This is a genomic window from Bacillus cereus (assembly GCF_025917685.1).
Classification (GTDB): Bacteria; Bacillota; Bacilli; order Bacillales; family Bacillaceae_G; genus Bacillus_A; species Bacillus_A cereus_AT.
In genome coordinates, this window is sequence record NZ_CP089518.1 from 4686178 (window position 1) to 4704373 (window position 18196).

Here is an 18196-nt window from a genome sequence, read left to right on the forward strand (position 1 = left end):
TATTTTCGCTACGATAATGTTAACCTAAAAACAACAGGAGGTTAACATTATGAGAAAATTTCATGTTTTAGATTTAGCATTAGCTGCCATGTTCGTCGCTCTTATGGCTATTGGTGCAAACATTGTATCTTGGGCACCATTCTTGCAAGTAGCGGGCATCCCATTATCTATGCAACCATTTTTCGCAATTTTAGCAGGGCTTCTTCTTGGAAGTAGACTTGGCGCATTATCAATGACTGTTTATATGCTTGTTGGAGTAGCAGGTGCGCCAATCTTCGCTAACTTCAAAGCTGGATTTGGAGCACTTTTAGACCCTACTGGTGGTTTTATTATCGCATTTATTATCGTTGCTTACGTATCAGGAAAAATAGTAGAACAAAAAGAACGACCAACATTCAGCACCTTTGCAATTGCTTCGTTCACAGGAATCATTTTAACGTATATTATCGGTACTACTTACATGTACGGAGCGGTCAATATTTTCATGGGTGGTAATATGAGTTATAAAGCTGCGTGGATGATTATGATGTGGTTCGCAGTAAAGGACATTGCATTTACAATTATCGGTGCTATTATCGCACCCCGCATATACTATGCTGTACGTCGCTCGGCTTATCAGCATTCTCATTCGACGATTTCATAAGAAAAAGGAGTTGTTCCAGTAGGAACAACTCCTTTTTTATATTAAGACTCTTGATTCGTTTGCTCTTCTAAAATTTTCTTCATCATTGTGACCATGTCATCGCGTAATTCTGGGTGTTGCAGAGCCATTTCAATTGTCGTTTGAACGAATCCTAACTTTTCACCTACGTCGTAGCGTTTTCCTTCGAAGTCGTAAGCAAATACACGTTGAATTTCATTTAAGCTTTGAATTGCATCCGTTAACTGAATTTCGCCGCCCGCTCCAACTTGTTGCTGTTCTAAGAACATAAAGATTTCAGGTGTTAAAATGTAACGTCCCATAATCGCTAAGTTTGAAGGTGCAGTACCTTGCGCTGGCTTCTCAACAAAATTACGAACTTGATAACGACGACCCTCTTGCTCTAACGGATCGATAATTCCGTAGCGATGTGTTTCTGCTTCAGGAACAGTTTGCACACCAATAACAGAAGAAAGTGTTTTGTCATACTCGTCCATTAATTGACGTAAACATGGTTTTTCAGCTTGAACGATATCATCGCCTAATAATACTGCAAACGGCTCATCACCAATAAATTTACGCGCACACCAAACAGCATGTCCTAATCCTTTTGGTTCTTTTTGACGAATGTAATGGATATCTACCATTTTAGAAGAAGCTTGTACTTTTTCAAGTAACTCATACTTTTTCTTCTCTAATAAGTTTTGCTCTAATTCAAATGCATTATCGAAATGATCTTCGATAGAGCGCTTTCCTTTACCAGTAACGATAATAATATCTTCGATGCCTGATTTTACTGCTTCTTCTACGATGTATTGAATTGTTGGTTTATCTACAATTGGAAGCATTTCTTTTGGCATTGCTTTCGTTGCTGGTAAAAAGCGTGTTCCTAATCCCGCTGCCGGGATAATTGCTTTTCTCACTTTTTTCATGACAAATACCCTCGCTTTTCCTTTTAATTCTCTTAGTAAGGTGCAAATTTATAACATTATCTCTTAATAATCCTCTACATCATACAAAACTATAAGAAAAGAGGAGGCCGTTCTCCGTTCTCCCCTTTTCCTATCAGTAGCACTCTATTCTATTATAAACGATTCATAATATCTTCTTTAATAGTAAGTAACTTTTGTTCACTATTTTGTAAGGAATCATCTTGTACACCAAAGTAGAATTTAATTTTTGGCTCTGTGCCCGATGGACGTAAGCAGAACCAAGAACCATCTTCTAATTGATATTTTAACACATTTGATTTCGGTAAGTGAATCTCTTCCTTATTTCCACCTTGTAACGTTGTAATGATGCTCTCCTTATAATCCTCAACTGCAACGACTGTGAAACCAGCTACTTCTTTCGGAGGATTCCCGCGGAATGTTGCCATCATCTTTTGAATCTGTTCAGCACCGTCTTTTCCTTTTAACGTTAACGATACAAGATCTTCACGGAAGAAACCATGTTTCTCGAATACTTCTAACAGACCATCATATAACGTTTTGCCTTGTGATTTGTAGTACGCAGCTACTTCACATGCAAATAGAACAGATTGCACCGCATCTTTATCACGGCAGAATGGACGGATTAAATAACCGTAGCTTTCCTCATAACCGAATTGGAATTCATATTGTCCGCTTTCTTCATACTGTTTAATTTTCTCACCGATAAATTTAAATCCAGTTAACGTATCAACTGTATCTAAACCGTATGCTTTTGCGATTGTACGGCCAATTTCAGACGTTACGATTGTTTTTAAAACAACACCGTTTTCTGGAAGCGTTCCGTTTTCTTTCTTTTGTGATAATAAGTAATCAAGCATTAACGCACCTGTTTGGTTCCCAGTTAACACTTGGAACTCACCATCGTGATTACGAACTGCTACGCCTAGACGGTCTGCATCAGGATCTGTTGCGATTAACACGTCTGCGCCTACTTTTTCACCGTCGCGAATTGCATACTCAAACGCTGCATGCTCTTCTGGGTTTGGTGATTTCACTGTAGAGAAGTTTGGATCTGGTAACTCTTGCTCTTTTACAACTGTTACATCTGTAAATCCAACTTCTTCTAAGCCACGGCGTACAGAAATATTTGAAGTTCCATGTAATGGTGTAAAGACGATTTTTAAATCTTTTCCTACTTCTTTCACCATCTCTTTATTAATAATGACATTGTTCAATTCTGCTGCATATGCATCATCTACTTCTTGTCCAATTATATGTAATAAACCGTCAGCTTTTAATTGCTCTACATCAGCAACTTCAACTGTTAATTCATCTTCTACTGCATTTACGTAACTAATTAACTCATCAGCTTCTTTTGGAGGCAATTGTCCACCATCGTCACCATATACTTTATAACCGTTATATTCAGGCGGGTTATGGCTTGCCGTAAGAACGATTCCACTTACTGTATGTAAATGACGAACTGCGAAAGAAAGCACTGGCGTTGGGCGTAAGCTTTCAAACACATATGTTGTAATACCGTGTGCACCTAGTGTAGCGGCTACTTCCATTGCAAATTCAGGTGATTTATGACGAGAATCATACGCTACAACAACACCACGTTTCTTCGCTTCTTCACCTAATTTTTCAATAAATTTCGCTAATCCTTGTGTCGCTTTACGAACTGTATATACATTTAATCGGTTCGTACCAGCACCAAGTTCACCACGCATACCACCTGTGCCGAACTCTAGATTTTTATAAAAGCTATCCTCGATTTTCTTCTCATCTTGCTTCATGTTTTCTAGCTGTTCTTTTAATTCTACATCTAATTCTGCATATGAAAGCCAGCGACTAAATTCTTGTTTCCAATCCATACTTCTATCTCCTCCCGCTTGTCATACCTTTATTATATGAAAAAAACAACCTGTATCTCAATATTTTATAAAATCTAGCAGGATTTTACTAGGAATATTTGTATACACTATGATTAAATACTCCACCAAAGGGAATGAGGATTATGCAAGAATGGGGCTTGTCAGAAGAACTCAAAATACAAACAAAACAAATGATTGAAATTGCTGAAAAAGAATTATCAATTATGAGACAGGCAATTGATAAAGAAGATGAATGCATTTTATGCAAAATGGAAGATATTCATCACATGTTAGCAAATGTACAAACATTGGCAGCTACATACTATATTCAGGCGTATTTATCACCTTATACAGAAAGCTCACATTTTATCACAACTGCTGTCCAACATTTAAGTGCCCGCAAACACGGTGCTCTTATCGTTGTGGAACGAAACGAGACGCTTGAATCTTGTATTCAAACTGGGACCACATTAAACGCTCATTTAACCGCACCGTTACTCGAATCAATTTTTTATCCAGGTAATCCTCTTCATGACGGAGCCGTTCTCGTTAAAAATAATCATATTGTTTCAGCAGCTAATATTCTTCCGTTAACGAAAAGTACGGAAGTTGATCCTGAACTAGGAACACGTCACAGAGCTGCAATTGGCTTATCAGAAAAAAGTGATGCACTTATATTAGTTGTCTCTGAAGAAACAGGACGCACTTCCTTTGCTTTAAGTGGGACCTTATATACGATTTCTTTATAAGACGAGTCTTTCACTATGTCATACGTTATTAAACGGCATAATAGTAAATGAAATGGTATCGACTTACCAACAAAAACTAATCATACTCGTACCATATCAATAAGAAAAGACTGTCTCAAATGTTTGAGACAGTCTTTTCTTCAAAAATTATTCTTCCTCGAAACGCTCCACAAGTGTTGCAAGTGTACGTACCATTGCACCTGTTGCCCCGGCCGGCCCTAAATCATGCGCTCCTGATGTTTCAGATGTTCCAGCGATATCTAAGTGTACCCATGGTGTGTCTTCAGCGAATTCACCTAGGAATGTCCCAGCCATAACCGCATGTCCTTCACGACCTGGTGAGTTATTTAAATCAGCAAATTTACTGTTTTTGACACGTTCTTTATCGCGCTCGAAAATCGGTAATTGCCAAATTGGCTCATCCGTTTCCATTGATGCTTCTAATACTTGTTCAAACAACTCTTCATTATTTGTCATCGCACCTGTTGTATGATTTCCAAGTGCAACAATTACGCCACCTGTTAATGTTGCAACATCAACTAAGTAATTTGCACCAAGCTTCTTCGCATACGTAATACCGTCAGCTAACGCTAGACGACCTTCTGCATCTGTATTTAATACTTCGATTGTTTTTCCGCTCATAGATGTAATCACATCATCTGGCTTGAATGCAGTACCACTTACAACGTTATCCGTTGATGGAATTACAGCGATAACATTTTGCTCCGGGCGAAGTTCACCAATAATTTCCATCGCACCAAGAACAGCTGCTGCACCGCCCATATCACCTTTCATACCAACCATGCCTTCACGTGGTTTTAAAGAGTAGCCGCCTGTATCGTATGTAATCCCTTTTCCAACGAATCCAATTACATCTGTCCACTCTTCTTTTCCTTTATAAATAAGAGCGATCATTTTCGGTGGCTCTACACTACCTTGGTTTACTGCAAGTAATGCACCCATACCAAGATCTTCCATTTCTTCTTTCTCAAGAACTTTATAATCCATATCATACTTTTCCGCTAATTCAACCGCATACTCAGCAAGCCTTGTCGCTGTTAATACGTTTGGCGGCATATTTACAAGTGTACGAGCTGAATTTGTTGCATGTCCATGTACGTAACCAACTGTTAATGCCGCTTCAATTTCTTGTGCATCTTCCGCTGTAATAGCCGTGAACTTCTCTAGCTCTACACGTTCCTTTTTATCTGATTTATACGTTTGTAATTCATATGTACCAAGACCTTGTACTTCTGCTGCAATATGAGCAACATCAATCGCGTCTAACTTCTCTGTTACGAAAGAATCAAGTAAGATTGCTGCCTCTTGTACTTTGGCTGCCTGCAGTGTTTTAAACGCCTTACCAAGAGCCGCACGTAATGTTTCCGTCGTATAAGATTCTTTCTTTCCTAAACCAACGAAATAATAACGTTTCACATTTGTTTTTCCTAAACTATGTACTTTTGAAATAGCTTTCTTCTTAGTAGAAAGTTCTTTCTCTTCTAATAAAACTTGTAATTGCCCTTCAAACGCTTTGTCTAGTTCTTGTACAAAACTACTCGTTTTCTCTTCTTCAAATAAGGCAACAATCACCGCTTCATGGCTTGCTAATTCTTTTTGTACTTGAAACATGTTCAGACCCCCTAAATTTCTCTACTCTGCCTTTATTATAACTTTATTTTCGATAAAATGCGACAATTCTAACTTCTGTTACATCCTATATACTCCATATTTCTTCTAATAAAAAATAAAAAAAGTCTAGCGTAATTACCACTAGACTATCTTTGTTTTAAATATTGGCCGCGAAACACTTGCATCGTTTCGTCTTGATTTAACATCGTTAACTCTTCTTCTGAAAACTTACCATTTCCAACTTTCACTACATACACATTTACTTTTTTCTTACCCCATTGGCTATAAACATCTTTCACCGTATCATAATACAGATCAAGACGGTTTCCTTTTATTGCACCGCCCTTATCAGCTACTACACCATACCCATAACCCGGTACGAATAGAATCGTTCCAATTGGGAATACGCGTAAATCCGCAGCGATCGTGGAATATAAATCCCTTTTCACCTTAACACCTGAATATGTAATACCATACTCCGGATGTCCCGGGCTCTTACCGGTTGACTCTATGCCTGATGTATAACCTGTTGCAGTCATTTCAATTGAACGATATTTAGACCAGTCGTTTGCCTGTTCTAAAGCATTTATCACTTCTTTACTCGGAGCAACATTTCTCTTAACTTCTGCTGCATGTACTTCTTTTGCACTCGTTCCCTCATATTTCTTTACAATCTCTAATAAAGAAACTCCTGTGAAAGCATTCCATGTTACGCATAATGCGGATACAAGTAAACAAGTCATCATAATGCGAATACAATATCGTTTTAACATTTTTATATTCCACACTCCTTCATCGTTAATCATTCCCTATACAATGAAGGAATATGCAAAAAAATAATCTCCAAATGAATTGGAGATTAAAACATTTGATATCCGCTTTTCCGAAGTTTCTTAATCACGATTCCTGCTAAAGCAGCACCTACTAACCCAGTAGATAAAATAAACACATCTGCTTGTCCTAAATGCGATACACTTGTCCCAAATGAAGAAAATGTTTCTTTTGGCTTTGAAAAATAATCCCACACACTCGCCTTATTAATAATAAGCATACAAACAATCGGATACACAATAACCATTACCCATGTCGCTCGCAATATCATGTTGAGTAAAAATCCAATTCCAAAAAACAAAATAAAAAATAACATCATTGAAATAAGCAGTACCGGTATACTCACTCTTTCTCCCTCTCCTTCTCATGCGCCGTAAATACGTGGTAAGCCGTATAACCAAATTGTTCTCCTGGATTTAATGTTTTGTCCATTTCAAGATGGAATTCTGATTTTCTTTCTAACAAATATTTAATAAGTACAGACGTATTTGGATCGTCTGCAATCGTATCTGGATGTAGAAACGCTACTTCAGACAATTCCTTCTCCTGTACAATAATATTTTCCCCTTCAGGTTCCAAAAGGAAAATAATCATATTATCACTAATTTCATTGCGAATCACGCCCGATCGAACGCCAATAATTCCCTTCACATGAGCGACAATACCTGTCTCTTCTAACACTTCACGTTTCACAGCTTCATCAACCGTCTCACCTTCATTTACAAAACCAGCCGGCAAAGACCATTTCCCCTTTAATCCACTGTATTTCTTCTTAACGAATAGCCACCTGCCATCTTTTGTAGCTACTAGGCCACTAACAGCTAACCATACTTTCCCGCGCTTCCCCATGATGCAACCTCCTCTACTAGAGAGAACAGAATATTCTTTCTTTTTTATATATTATACTATATTTTTAAGTACACTGTGACTTTTCCTTTCTTAGAATAATGCCCCATTGCCACCAACTTAAAAAATTGGCATTTCCCTATATCGAAAAAAATGAGCCGAATTATTATAAATAACTCTGGAAAGATAAAATTTTCATTTTGGGGATACTTCAAAATATCAGCCTGATGGACATAGGTATCACCACATGTCCATGGATTAAAGAAAAAGCATATTATTAAACTGTGCCCTACTCTTTGGGTCGGAAGAGGTGCTATAGATGAATATAAAGGCATATAGGGCTCAACTGTTTTCTTGGTCTAAGGAGTCCAAGGTAGAAATAGTAGAACTCATTTCCGCTGGCATAGGTATGGCCGGACCTGTTCTGTTCGCCACATTTCTAGGCTATCCCGCTCTTGGTTTTGCTGCATCGGTCGGAAGTTTGGCAGTCAGTAGCGTGAAAGTCGGTTCAAGTTTTATAAATCACGGGGAAAAGTTGGCGTCAGCGCTCATATCAGTAGCACTCGCTGCAATTGCTGCTGGTCTCTCTTTCGGACAAGGCTACCTGACATTCGGAGTCTTGACCCTGCTGGTAATCCTTGCTACGTTAATTGGCGGATATAGTCGGGCTTTGGCCGTGGCAACAACACGCTTTGTCATATTCCTGATCATCATCCTCAATATGTTAGACCAGACGGAGTACCCGATGGCACTAATTTTTTCAATCTTAGCAGGAGCGATTTGGACCATCAGTATCAGCTTGGTACTAGGCATCTGGGTACACCGCTGTTTTAAATCATCGCTGGATGGAGCTATGAAAGGGCCAACATCGAAAAAAATCATTCTATGGTGGAATTCTCTTGCACACCTATCCAGTTGGCAATTCCCAATCAGGCTCGCATTATGTCTAGTTATAGCTGAGGGATTACGAATACTTTGGCCCGAGCACCACTTCTATTGGATTGCAATTACTGTAGCGATCCTTACTCAGCGGAAAATAGAATTCTTTCCAATCAAAACAACACAACGAGTGCTTGGTACAATAATCGGCGTGATTGTTGCGAGCTTGCTTCTCGCAACTAGTCTACCAATTTGGGGATTAGTTATAAGTATCGGTCTATTCGCAAGTGTTCGACCTCTTCTAAAGGTTCGAAATTACCTTGTATACTCTGCAACCATGATTCCGCTCATTATTTTGATCATGGAAGCCGGCAAGCCGTTCCAGTCTATCATTCTGTTCGACCGTGTATTTGCAACCCTTATCGGTGCAGTCATCGTGATTGCAGTGAACTTGATATTCAGTAGAGCGCTGGCGAAATCAGTGTAAAGGTGGTTATCTAGCGAAAGATGCTTTCATATTTTTCTCATTTTTTCCAGTTGAACAAAATCCCCTAAAATGAAAAAATACGCTATTCTTTCTGTATGATCCTAAGAAAGAATGGCGTTTTTGTATGTCTATTTCTGTATCTGATAAATGACAATTATTTGTTAAATAACTATATAGAATGGAAGTATGAAGAAAACGAAACAGGGGCCTCACGAATCTGCATTTTCTTTCTTCGGAAACGCAATTATTTTATATTTAATTCCTTTCACTTCCCCCTTTTTCATTACTATATCGAAAACGTGTATTATACAAAAAAAGCAGAAACAGCTCATAGCCGTATCTGCTTTTCTCCACTATATATTAAAATAACTTCAATTTACCTTTTTTAAGAACTAATAAAGGTCCACCTAATAAGAATAGGTAACGGTTATCAATAACTTTCTTCATGAAGGAAGCTTTCCAACCTGTTAACTTTTTGCCCATAACAACGCCCATTGCATCGTCATGACCTAAAGAACATACAGATCCTTTATTGTCGAATGCGAATGTTTTCATTTCGCCTTTGCCACGAACTAACACAGTTAAGTTGTGTGCAATGTTGTAACCTTGTTGAATTGCGATTTGTGCTGTTGGTGGGTATGGACGGTTAATTTCTTCGTTAATGATTAAGGCTGCGTCACCAACCATGAATACATCTTCGTATCCTGGAGCGTGCATGTACTCATCAACTTTTACACGTCCGCGCATTGCTTCAAAGCCAGACTCTTCCACAATACCGTTACCACGAACACCTGCAGCCCAAACTACTGTTTCAGACTTAATTAATTCAGTATCATCACCATTTGCAACGATAATACCTTCTTCAGTTCCTTCTTTAATTGCTGTACCGATGCGGAATTCTACGCCTTTTTTCTCAAGTTGTTTTACAGCGTATTCTACTAATGCTGGATCGAAACCTGGAAGTGCTGTTGGAGCAGCTTCAACGCAAATAATACGTGCTTTTTCACGTGGTACATTGTACTGTTTGCAAAGTTCAGGAACACGGTTTGCAAGCTCACCTACGTATTCGATACCAGTAAATCCAGCACCACCAACAACGATTGTTACTAACTCATCGCGTTGTTCAGTTGCATATTTAGCGAAACTAGCTTCCATATGCTCACGAATTTGACGAGTTGCATTAATGTTAGCGATTGAGAATGCATGCTCTTTTAATCCTGTAATTCCGAATGTTTCTGATTCGAAACCAAGACCGATTACTAAGTAGTCATACTCTAACTCGCCGTCTTTTAAGATAATGCGTTTTTCAGCAGCTTTAATTTCTACTACTGTATCTTGTACAAAGTTCACTTTATTTGTATCGATAACGTCTTGAATATCTAGACAGATTTTTTCATCTTGTAATGTACCAGCTGCGCTCTCATGTAACCAAGTCGCTTGGTAGTGATAGCTGTTGTTGTTTACTAACGTAATTTCAGCTTCATTTACAGATAATGCTTTTTGCAGACGAACAGTCGTAATCATCCCGCCATAACCTGCACCTAAAACTACGATTTTTGGAGTCTTCACCAAATCACAACCCTTTTCTTTATATAATAGTAATGAAAAATAATACCAAGTACTAAAAACTCTATTTGTCAAGAATGTGGAATTTATCACATTCTATATCATAACAACACGCATTCAAAAAATCGCACGAAATTTGTCATAGAAATTTAACATAATACTTCCCTATATTAGTCGGTTTTATTCCAGAATTCAAGCACCTAGCGAATTATCAATATTTTAAAATAACATAGCGTTTTCAAGGGTTTTTCAGCCTTTTTTTCATGTATTTTCCTTTCCCTGTATTTTATACAATTAAAAAAGCATCTATGCGAAAACTTACACACAATTCAGTCGTTTTCAGAAGTATTATAAACTTAAATATGCTATCATTTATTTGAAAGTGTCATCATTTGCAGGATTTTCATGTACATATGAACAATATATGAAATCAATATTAAAATTCCATCATCTATAGGGGGAATGAAAATGACAGAAAATCAAAAGGTTTACGACATAACAATTATTGGTGGTGGCCCAACAGGACTATTCACCGCATTTTATGGCGGAATGAGACAGGCAAGTGTAAAAATTATTGAAAGCTTACCTCAACTTGGGGGGCAATTATCTGCGCTATATCCTGAGAAATACATTTATGATGTAGCTGGATTCCCGAAAGTACGCGCACAAGAGTTAGTTGATAACTTAAAAGAGCAAATGAAGAAATTTGATCCAACCGTTTGCTTAGAGGAAGCTGTTGATACTCTTGAAAAACAGGCTGACGGTATATTTAAGCTTGTTACAAATAAACAAACCCACTACTCTAAATCTGTCATTATTACTGCTGGTAATGGTGCTTTCCAACCACGCCGCTTAGAATTAGAAGGCACAGCAAAATACGAAAAGAAAAACTTACATTATTTCGTTGATGATATGAATAAATTTGCTGGAAAACGTGTCGTTGTATTCGGCGGCGGTGACTCAGCAGTAGACTGGACGATGATGTTAGAACCGATTGCAGACAAAGTTACAATCGTTCATCGCCGTGATAAATTCCGTGCACATGAACATAGCGTAGAAAGCTTACTGAATTCCCGTGCAGAAGTAAGCACACCGTATGTTCCAGTTGAGCTCATCGGTGATGACACGATTGAACAAGTTGTTCTTCAACACGTAAAAACAGAAGAAAAAGTTATCATTGATGTTGATGACGTAATCGTAAATTACGGCTTCGTGTCTTCGCTTGGTCCAATTAAAAACTGGGGCTTAGATATTCAAAAGAACAGCATCCTCGTGAATTCAAAAATGGAAACAAATATTCCTGGCATTTATGCTGCCGGTGACATTTGTACATATGAAGGAAAAGTAAAACTCATTGCTTGCGGCTTTGGTGAAGCACCGACAGCAGTAAATAATGCAAAAGCTTACTTCGATCCAAACGCAAAACTCCAACCAATGCATAGCTCAAGTATGTTTTAATATAGAAATGAAAAGAACTCCTTTTACATGAAAGGAGTTCTTTTCATTTAAAGATTCCTAATCGAAATTCCTCTTTTTCCTAAATAAAATACATTTCAACTTAATAAAAAACACTACTCCCTTCCAAAATATGTTATAATAAAAAACAGAACGTACGTTCCGTCCAATAAAGGGAGGTTTTATTAATGAAAGAACCGATTATCGTAACAAAAGAAGCTTTCCAAGCAATCGGCGTCTCTATTACGACGACAAACGAAAAAGAGGCATCTACTGAAGGAGAAATTCCAAAGCTTTGGAATCGCTACTTCCAAGAACAAATTATGCATCAAATTCCAAATCAACAAACAAAAGAAACATTCGCCTTCTATTCAAACTACGAATCGGATGAAACCGGTATATATCAATTTACTATTGGCATGCCCGTTTCTTCACTGGAAGACGTTCCTGAAAATATGACAGCTATAACAATACCTGCCACAACGTATGCAGTATTTACAACGAGAAAAGGCCCTGTGTCTGAAGTCGTGTGCGAGGCTTGGGAATATATTTGGCAATGGTCGAAAGAAAACAAACGCGCTTTTACAACAGATTTCGAACTGTATGATGAAAAAGCAACGGATCCAAATAACGTACAATTAGATATTTATATTGCTTTAGCTTAAAAAAAGATGCCCTTCGGCATCTTTTTTGTCGTTAAATAGCCACTGTGCAAATCCAACATTATTGTCTACAATGAGAAAGTGCAGTATAGAAATATTAGAAAGTGTATAAAGTGAAACTATACTCAGTGGGGGTTTTGTTCATCCCCCCACTGAGTATCAGCCCTCACCAATCGGGCGTTTACGGGCAGTTGGTCTCCCACCTAACTTCTTTGCTCGAGCCAAATTTTGAGGTGGGAGCTTTACTGCCCGTTAACGCGGGATAAAACGATTGTTAACAGGTTTTTTAGTTTAAATTTGTCACATAGAAAGGAAGCAATATGGAGGAACTACAACAAAATAAATCTGCTTTAGAGGGACGCGGAAAACCGTTATTAAAAAATACGAATTTCCTTTTTCTTTGGGCAGCTACTCTTTTTTCAAGTTTTGCTTTAGCCTTTTTTACTTTTTCACAAACGTGGTACATAGCAAAAACATTAAACCTTGAAGCTTCACTCGGTGTTGTTTTCGTAGCTCTTAGTGTTCCAAGGCTTATTTTTATGATTATTGGCGGCGCTGTAGCTGATAAATTCCCGAAAAAAAACATTATGTTTTATTCTAATATTATTCGTGCTATTCTCGTCGCAACCATTCTTACATGGTTCATCGTAGGTGATGTAACACTATATACATTTGCTTTATTTGCTTTATTCTTTGGACTTGCTGATGCTTTTTTCTGGTCAGCTGATGGATCTATCTTACCTGAACTTGTAGAAAAAAGCCGTTTAACACAAGCAAACTCACTTACACAAATGACAAACCAAGCATCGGTCATCTTAGGCCCTGTACTTGGCGGAATTCTTATCAAATTTACGAACTATGAAACGATTTTTTCAATCACGATTTTATTACTGATCGTCGCAGCCATACTCGTTCAAAAAATACAATTTACGATGCCAGAGCAGCAAAATACAGACAAAGGCATGTTCACTTCTATTAAAGAAGGAATTTTATACGTAAAGGAATCACCATTCCTTTCAACTTTCCTTCTTTGTAGCGCCTTTTTAAACTTATTTTTAATTGGTCCGATGCAAGTCGGTTTCCCGCTTTTCGTTAAAAATGTTTTGCACGGCGACTCACTCCAGTTCAGTTACTTAGAAGCATCTGTAGGAGGCGGAATGGCAATAGGCGCGGTCATTGTCGGATTAAAAAATATTAATCGTAGACGCGGCCTATTTTGCATTATCATGATGCTACTGTCTGGTGTCTTCTTCTTATCCATCAACTTTAGCACCGTACTTTGGCAAGCATTATTAGCTGGCATGTTTTACGGTATTACGATTGCAATGGCTATCGTTCCGCTTATGGCGATGATTCAATCGACAGTAAAAGAAGAAATGATGGGACGCGTAATGAGTTTACTTATGCTATCATCAATGGGCTTTATTCCGCTCTCTTATGCATTCACATCTATTGCGCTTGCAATAGGAATTCCAATCGTAACCGTTATGAAAAGTGGTGCAATCGCGGTTATTGTCTTCGTACTATTTGTAGCGATTCGTGTGCCAGTCGTAAGAAAGTTCGATTAGCTAATTAGAGTCATGTACTATACGCATGGCTCTTTTTCAAATGGATCAAACAGCGATATCCCCTTACTTCTCCTTGATGCAGCTCCCCACTCTAATCCAACCTCTAAAAATAAATCCCGCACTGTACTATTTATAAGACTGATTATATCAGGGGCGAAATAAATAGGAAAACCAAATGTTTGGCTACGCCAAACCGAAATTCATCTCCCACACGCCACTAGACTATCGTCTTTCACACGCCTGAGGAAGGAGACTTCTTTCGGATAATACGTTAAACTCTTCTTTACTTCGAAATTCACTGTGTGGTTTCATTAAATTATATAAGCTTCCCATTTTTATCACCTCATTTATAGGTAAGAGTCAGGAAGAAAAATTGGCGTGATATTTTAAATTTTTTTGGAGGTGACAATATGATCGTAATAAGTGCTTGTTTAGGTGGTATCGCTTGTCGGTATGATGGAAATGACAATCTCGTTTCAAAAATAGAGGAGCTACTGCAGAAAGAAGATACAGTCCTCGTTTGTCCTGAAGTATTAGGAGGATTACCAACGCCTCGTCCTTCAGCTGAAATTATTGGTGGGAATGGCGATGACGTTTTGGATGGAAAAGCGAAAGTGATGACAAAAGACGGAAAGAATGTCACAGAAGCCTTCGTAAATGGTGCTTATAAAGCGTTAGAACAAATTAAAGATTTACATCCAGAGTATATTATTTTAAAAGAACGTAGTCCATCTTGTGGTAGTTCTACGATTTATACTGGAGAATTTAACGGTAATAAACAAACTGGTTATGGGGTAACAACTGCTTTATTTAAAAGACATGGCTTTACAGTCATTTCAGAAGAGGATTTTGAGAACGAAAAAAGGAATTGACCCTGTTCGTCAATTCCTTTTCTATCTGTCTTATTTCACGCCTAATTTTTCTTTCACTTTCGCTGGAAGTTCGTCTTTTTTCACTTCTTCCCAAGCTGTTACACCTTTTTTATCTGAGTGGTATAAGCGTAAGAATGCTTCTTTACGAAGATTTTTCACAGCTGTAAATTCTAACTCTTTTTCTTTACCTTCTTTATCAAATGCAGGTAACTTATATTGATAATCTTTATATGGTTCACCATTACTAGACTTACCATTATACTCTTTTCCATCTACTGTAATTTGAACGTAATACTCGTCTTTACCCATACGGTTAATATCACAACCAACTAACAAACTTGCAAATACAACTAAAATACTAAATAGTGCAATGTATCTTTTCATTTCCTTCACCTCATATGTTTTTTCTTATATTCTTATCTTAAAGCCCAGAGCTTAAAGAAGAAATTCAAAAACATGACATGAACATTACACTTTTGTAAGATAATAATTATTTCTTCACTTTAGAAACCGTCATCCCGTCACCAATTGGAATAAGTACAGATTCTAAACTTGGATGATTCGCTACTACTTCATTAAACTTCTTCATAGCTTCTGTATAACGTTTTGATTTCACACTTTCATCAGCTACACTACCAGCAGCTAGAACATTATCTGTAACAATTAATGCGCCTGGCTTAGCAAGCTGAATGCAGTATGTTAAGTAATTTTCATAATTCTCTTTATCAGCATCGATAAAGAAGAAATCAAATCGCTTATTACCTGCGGCTAATTTTTCAAGACTTAGTAAAGCAGCACCAGTCATATACGACACTTGTTTTCCAAATCCCGCTTTATGTAAATTGCTGTGCGCTACCTTTGCATATTTCTCTTCTAGTTCAAGTGAAGTTAACGTGCCTTCTTCTCCAAAACCTTTCGCAAGACAAATTCCGCTATACCCACCTAATGCACCTATTTCTAAAATATCTTTCGCTCCAGAAATGGAAACTAACATCGTTAAAAGTTTACCCGAAGAAGGTGATACTGATATCGGCGGCATTTCGTTTTCTTTTATGGAAGCAATCACTTCATCCAAAAGAACATCTTGACCACAAAATACAGAATCAATATAACGATTAATTTGTTTCATCAGATGCAGTCCCTTTCTCTAAATCTGCCTTCTCATCTAACATAGACGCTTCTTCCGTTTCACTCTCATGTATTTCAAATAGTTGTGTAAATTCATTAATAACCATATCAATTGCCTTTAATTCCCCGATTAAAATTTGCTGAATAGACTGGAATTCTGGCTTACTTAACTGTTGTTTAATTGTCACTCGTTTTAAATTCATCATTTCTAAAAAGGCAATTGCTCTCCCGCGGCGAAATGTTTTCGGCCCGCGATGATGAGATCCATCTCTCCCCCTATGACGCTCACCACGGTGACGGCCTTCTTTCATAAACTTATCTTCTCTCATTTCAAATCCCCCTTTGTATACAAAATAAAAAACCTTAAGGGAAATGAATTTTATAATTCATCTCTCTTAAGGTTTTTTCTCCGCTATCTCTTTACTGCCAATTTTTCTATGTACCTATTACCGCCAATAACGTCTTTCACGCCAGTTTCGCCACTTATCACGGATTTTATCACGTAATTTCCTTATACCGTTTATTACACCTTCTATTATGCATTCTATTATAATATCTATCACAATGTATCTTATAAACCTAAAAATAGAGCCTATCACGTACTTCACTACAAATTCAAAAATATCTTCCAACATATATCCCCTCCTCTTTCTATCCTTCAATTATACTTGTAAGAAAGAGAACGATTAAAGCAAAATAAAAGACCTCCTTAACGATTTTATTCCATCGCTAAAAAGGTCTTTTTCTATTTCGGCCAAAAATTTAGCACTCTTCTGGCTTACCAGCATTCGAAGCTGTACGGAAAGATGATCCACATCCGCATGATGCGATTGCGTTTGGATTATCGATTGTAAACCCACCGCCAAGCATAGATTGTTTATAATCAACTTTTACTCCTTTAACAATTGGAGCACTTTCTTTATCAATAACAAATTCAACACCGAAAAATTCAAGAACTGTGTCGTCTTCGTTTGGTTCTACTTCAAATCCTAGGCCGTAAGAAAGACCACTACATCCGCCGCCATGTACAGCAAGGCGCACGTACTTCTCTCCATCTTCAGCATCTTTTAACATATCTTTAATTTGAAAAGCTGCTTGTTCTGTTACTTCAATCATGAAATACACCATCCTTTCTGTTCTCGTTCTATTATACATCTTTACGCTTCTATCTTGTACTCATACACTCCGCGGCAAATTACTTCCGCAGGTCCTTTCATTAACACATTCCCTTCTTCTGTCCATGCAATCATTAAATCGCCACCTGCTAAGTGCACTGTAATTTCTTTACCACGTTCCATTTTTCCATTGAGAATCGCCGCAACTACAGCTGCGCATGCTCCTGTCCCGCAAGCTTGCGTTACACCAGATCCACGTTCCCAAACGCGGAAATTCATTTCTTCATCATTCAAAATCTCGATGAACTCAACATTCACTCGCTCCGGGAACATTTCATGCGTCTCAAGAACTGGCCCTAACGTTGTAAGAGGCGCTTTTTCTACATCATCAACAAAAATAACCGCATGTGGATTCCCCATTGAAACAGCTGTAAATGCATAACGGTGATTATTGTATAAGAAGTTTTCACGAATAAATGGTGTTTCTCCTTCACCCAGCATCGGTATCTCTTCGCGTGTTAAACGAGGTGCCCCCATGTCGATTTTCGCTAACGTAACTTTGTCATCTTCTACCGTTACTTCTGCCGTAACGATACCAGCTAACGTTTCAATTGTGAAAACTGTATCTTCTACTAGTTTATGCTCATACGCATATTTCGCTACGCAGCGTAAACCATTTCCACAGCTCTTTCCTTCTGAACCATCGTTATTAAACATACGCATTTTTACTGGTGCCACATCAGAAGGACAAATTAAAATCATTCCATCCGCACCAATACCAGTATTAATATTCGAAACCTTTTCTGCTACAAGAGCTAAATCTTCTTCTCTAATTTGTTCCTCAAACATATTTACATATATATAACTATTGCCAAGACCATGCATTTTTGTAAAAGAAAATTGGCTCATTTTTATTCACTCCAAAAATAATTTATTATTTCAAGTATAAAATGCATG

The 18196-nt window shown here is 37.8% G+C and carries 20 protein-coding genes; 7 read left to right on the top strand and 13 right to left on the bottom strand.

What is annotated here, in order from left to right; all coding sequences use genetic code 11:
* Positions 1–49 precede the first annotated feature (49 nt).
* Entirely contained in the window at positions 50–643 is a 594-nt protein-coding gene (locus LUS72_RS24480; protein WP_264448380.1) for a biotin transporter BioY, read from the top strand.
* A gap of 41 nt (positions 644–684) precedes the next feature.
* On the opposite strand, the gene galU is transcribed toward LUS72_RS24480, so the two are convergent.
* Positions 685–1572, bottom strand: coding sequence for a UTP--glucose-1-phosphate uridylyltransferase GalU (galU, locus tag LUS72_RS24485; RefSeq protein ID WP_000757821.1), 888 nt, complete (start codon positions 1570–1572; stop codon positions 685–687).
* Positions 1573–1724: 152 nt separating this feature from the next.
* Positions 1725–3449, bottom strand: coding sequence for a phospho-sugar mutase (locus LUS72_RS24490; RefSeq protein ID WP_097832230.1), 1725 nt, complete (start codon positions 3447–3449; stop codon positions 1725–1727).
* 143 nt (positions 3450–3592) lie between these two features.
* Between LUS72_RS24490 and cdaS the strand changes: the two genes are divergently transcribed.
* The gene (gene cdaS, locus LUS72_RS24495) at positions 3593–4198 is read left to right on the top strand and encodes a sporulation-specific diadenylate cyclase CdaS (RefSeq protein ID WP_097832229.1); all 606 of its coding nucleotides are present in this window, start codon (positions 3593–3595) and stop codon (positions 4196–4198) included.
* A gap of 147 nt (positions 4199–4345) precedes the next feature.
* On the opposite strand, the gene pepA is transcribed toward cdaS, so the two are convergent.
* The 4 genes from pepA to LUS72_RS24515 all read right to left on the bottom strand — a co-directional run bounded on the left by pepA (position 4346) and on the right by LUS72_RS24515 (position 7510).
* Positions 4346–5830 carry a cytosol aminopeptidase gene (gene pepA, locus LUS72_RS24500; RefSeq protein ID WP_097832228.1) on the bottom strand — a complete coding sequence of 495 codons (1485 nt, stop codon included), beginning with the start codon at positions 5828–5830 and terminating at the stop codon, positions 4346–4348.
* 146 nt (positions 5831–5976) lie between these two features.
* Positions 5977–6603, bottom strand: a complete 627-nt coding sequence (locus LUS72_RS24505) for a 3D domain-containing protein (RefSeq protein ID WP_128856461.1) — start codon at positions 6601–6603, stop codon at positions 5977–5979.
* Positions 6604–6689: 86 nt separating this feature from the next.
* Positions 6690–7007, bottom strand: coding sequence for a YuiB family protein (locus LUS72_RS24510; protein ID WP_000027019.1), 318 nt, complete (start codon positions 7005–7007; stop codon positions 6690–6692).
* Positions 7004–7510, bottom strand: a complete 507-nt coding sequence (locus LUS72_RS24515; RefSeq protein WP_071743944.1) for an NUDIX hydrolase — start codon at positions 7508–7510, stop codon at positions 7004–7006. Before LUS72_RS24515 ends, LUS72_RS24510 begins: the two co-directional genes overlap by 4 nt.
* A 316-nt stretch (positions 7511–7826) precedes the next feature.
* On the opposite strand from LUS72_RS24515, the gene LUS72_RS24520 reads away from it, so the two are divergent.
* Complete coding sequence (locus LUS72_RS24520) at positions 7827–8873, top strand: FUSC family protein (RefSeq protein WP_071770898.1); 1047 nt, start codon at positions 7827–7829, stop codon at positions 8871–8873.
* A gap of 360 nt (positions 8874–9233) precedes the next feature.
* Here the strand turns inward: LUS72_RS24520 and LUS72_RS24525 are convergent, their stop codons facing one another.
* Positions 9234–10442 carry an NAD(P)/FAD-dependent oxidoreductase gene (locus LUS72_RS24525; RefSeq protein WP_071770899.1) on the bottom strand — a complete coding sequence of 403 codons (1209 nt, stop codon included), beginning with the start codon at positions 10440–10442 and terminating at the stop codon, positions 9234–9236.
* A 465-nt stretch (positions 10443–10907) separates the two neighbouring features.
* Between LUS72_RS24525 and LUS72_RS24530 the strand changes: the two genes are divergently transcribed.
* The 4 genes from LUS72_RS24530 to LUS72_RS24545 all read left to right on the top strand — a co-directional run bounded on the left by LUS72_RS24530 (position 10908) and on the right by LUS72_RS24545 (position 14996).
* Entirely contained in the window at positions 10908–11897 is a 990-nt protein-coding gene (locus LUS72_RS24530) for an NAD(P)/FAD-dependent oxidoreductase (RefSeq protein ID WP_128856434.1), read from the top strand.
* A gap of 185 nt (positions 11898–12082) precedes the next feature.
* Complete coding sequence (locus LUS72_RS24535) at positions 12083–12559, top strand: GyrI-like domain-containing protein (protein ID WP_097832225.1); 477 nt, start codon at positions 12083–12085, stop codon at positions 12557–12559.
* 317 nt (positions 12560–12876) lie between these two features.
* Positions 12877–14124 (top strand): MFS transporter, encoded by a 1248-nt coding sequence (locus tag LUS72_RS24540; protein ID WP_097832224.1) that lies wholly within the window; start codon positions 12877–12879, stop codon positions 14122–14124.
* Positions 14125–14534: 410 nt separating this feature from the next.
* Positions 14535–14996: a 2-thiouracil desulfurase family protein gene (locus tag LUS72_RS24545; RefSeq protein WP_097832223.1), complete on the top strand. Its 462-nt coding sequence runs from the start codon at positions 14535–14537 to the stop codon at positions 14994–14996.
* A 30-nt stretch (positions 14997–15026) separates the two neighbouring features.
* On the opposite strand, the gene LUS72_RS24550 is transcribed toward LUS72_RS24545, so the two are convergent.
* The 6 genes from LUS72_RS24550 to dapF all read right to left on the bottom strand — a co-directional run bounded on the left by LUS72_RS24550 (position 15027) and on the right by dapF (position 18148).
* Complete coding sequence (locus tag LUS72_RS24550) at positions 15027–15380, bottom strand: YxeA family protein (protein ID WP_097832222.1); 354 nt, start codon at positions 15378–15380, stop codon at positions 15027–15029.
* Positions 15381–15486: 106 nt separating this feature from the next.
* Entirely contained in the window at positions 15487–16125 is a 639-nt protein-coding gene (locus LUS72_RS24555) for an O-methyltransferase (RefSeq protein ID WP_264448381.1), read from the bottom strand.
* Positions 16112–16453 carry a hypothetical protein gene (locus LUS72_RS24560; protein WP_097832220.1) on the bottom strand — a complete coding sequence of 114 codons (342 nt, stop codon included), beginning with the start codon at positions 16451–16453 and terminating at the stop codon, positions 16112–16114. The genes LUS72_RS24555 and LUS72_RS24560 overlap by 14 nt, the downstream gene beginning before the upstream one ends.
* Before the next feature lie 117 nt (positions 16454–16570).
* Positions 16571–16759 carry a hypothetical protein gene (locus LUS72_RS24565; protein WP_097832219.1) on the bottom strand — a complete coding sequence of 63 codons (189 nt, stop codon included), beginning with the start codon at positions 16757–16759 and terminating at the stop codon, positions 16571–16573.
* Between the two features lie 127 nt (positions 16760–16886).
* Positions 16887–17240 (bottom strand): HesB/IscA family protein, encoded by a 354-nt coding sequence (locus tag LUS72_RS24570; RefSeq protein WP_097832218.1) that lies wholly within the window; start codon positions 17238–17240, stop codon positions 16887–16889.
* Positions 17241–17281: 41 nt separating this feature from the next.
* A complete protein-coding gene (dapF, locus tag LUS72_RS24575) occupies positions 17282–18148 on the bottom strand; it encodes a diaminopimelate epimerase (protein ID WP_097832217.1) in 867 nt (288 codons plus the stop codon).
* Positions 18149–18196: the final 48 nt, after the last annotated feature.

What these genes read in the sequence shown, in the direction of transcription:
- LUS72_RS24480 (WP_264448380.1), top strand. Translation starts at nt 50, where the DNA reads ATGAGAAAATTTCATGTTTTAGATTTAGCATTAGCTGCCATGTTCGTC.
- galU (WP_000757821.1), bottom strand. Translation starts at nt 1,572, where the DNA reads ATGAAAAAAGTGAGAAAAGCAATTATCCCGGCAGCGGGATTAGGAACA.
- LUS72_RS24490 (WP_097832230.1), bottom strand. Translation starts at nt 3,449, where the DNA reads ATGGATTGGAAACAAGAATTTAGTCGCTGGCTTTCATATGCAGAATTA.
- cdaS (WP_097832229.1), top strand. Translation starts at nt 3,593, where the DNA reads ATGCAAGAATGGGGCTTGTCAGAAGAACTCAAAATACAAACAAAACAA.
- pepA (WP_097832228.1), bottom strand. Translation starts at nt 5,830, where the DNA reads ATGTTTCAAGTACAAAAAGAATTAGCAAGCCATGAAGCGGTGATTGTT.
- LUS72_RS24505 (WP_128856461.1), bottom strand. Translation starts at nt 6,603, where the DNA reads ATGTTAAAACGATATTGTATTCGCATTATGATGACTTGTTTACTTGTA.
- LUS72_RS24515 (WP_071743944.1), bottom strand. Translation starts at nt 7,510, where the DNA reads ATGGGGAAGCGCGGGAAAGTATGGTTAGCTGTTAGTGGCCTAGTAGCT.
- LUS72_RS24520 (WP_071770898.1), top strand. Translation starts at nt 7,827, where the DNA reads ATGAATATAAAGGCATATAGGGCTCAACTGTTTTCTTGGTCTAAGGAG.
- LUS72_RS24530 (WP_128856434.1), top strand. Translation starts at nt 10,908, where the DNA reads ATGACAGAAAATCAAAAGGTTTACGACATAACAATTATTGGTGGTGGC.
- LUS72_RS24535 (WP_097832225.1), top strand. Translation starts at nt 12,083, where the DNA reads ATGAAAGAACCGATTATCGTAACAAAAGAAGCTTTCCAAGCAATCGGC.
- LUS72_RS24540 (WP_097832224.1), top strand. Translation starts at nt 12,877, where the DNA reads ATGGAGGAACTACAACAAAATAAATCTGCTTTAGAGGGACGCGGAAAA.
- LUS72_RS24545 (WP_097832223.1), top strand. Translation starts at nt 14,535, where the DNA reads ATGATCGTAATAAGTGCTTGTTTAGGTGGTATCGCTTGTCGGTATGAT.
- LUS72_RS24550 (WP_097832222.1), bottom strand. Translation starts at nt 15,380, where the DNA reads ATGAAAAGATACATTGCACTATTTAGTATTTTAGTTGTATTTGCAAGT.
- LUS72_RS24555 (WP_264448381.1), bottom strand. Translation starts at nt 16,125, where the DNA reads ATGAAACAAATTAATCGTTATATTGATTCTGTATTTTGTGGTCAAGAT.
- LUS72_RS24560 (WP_097832220.1), bottom strand. Translation starts at nt 16,453, where the DNA reads ATGAGAGAAGATAAGTTTATGAAAGAAGGCCGTCACCGTGGTGAGCGT.
- LUS72_RS24565 (WP_097832219.1), bottom strand. Translation starts at nt 16,759, where the DNA reads ATGTTGGAAGATATTTTTGAATTTGTAGTGAAGTACGTGATAGGCTCT.
- LUS72_RS24570 (WP_097832218.1), bottom strand. Translation starts at nt 17,240, where the DNA reads ATGATTGAAGTAACAGAACAAGCAGCTTTTCAAATTAAAGATATGTTA.
- dapF (WP_097832217.1), bottom strand. Translation starts at nt 18,148, where the DNA reads ATGAGCCAATTTTCTTTTACAAAAATGCATGGTCTTGGCAATAGTTAT.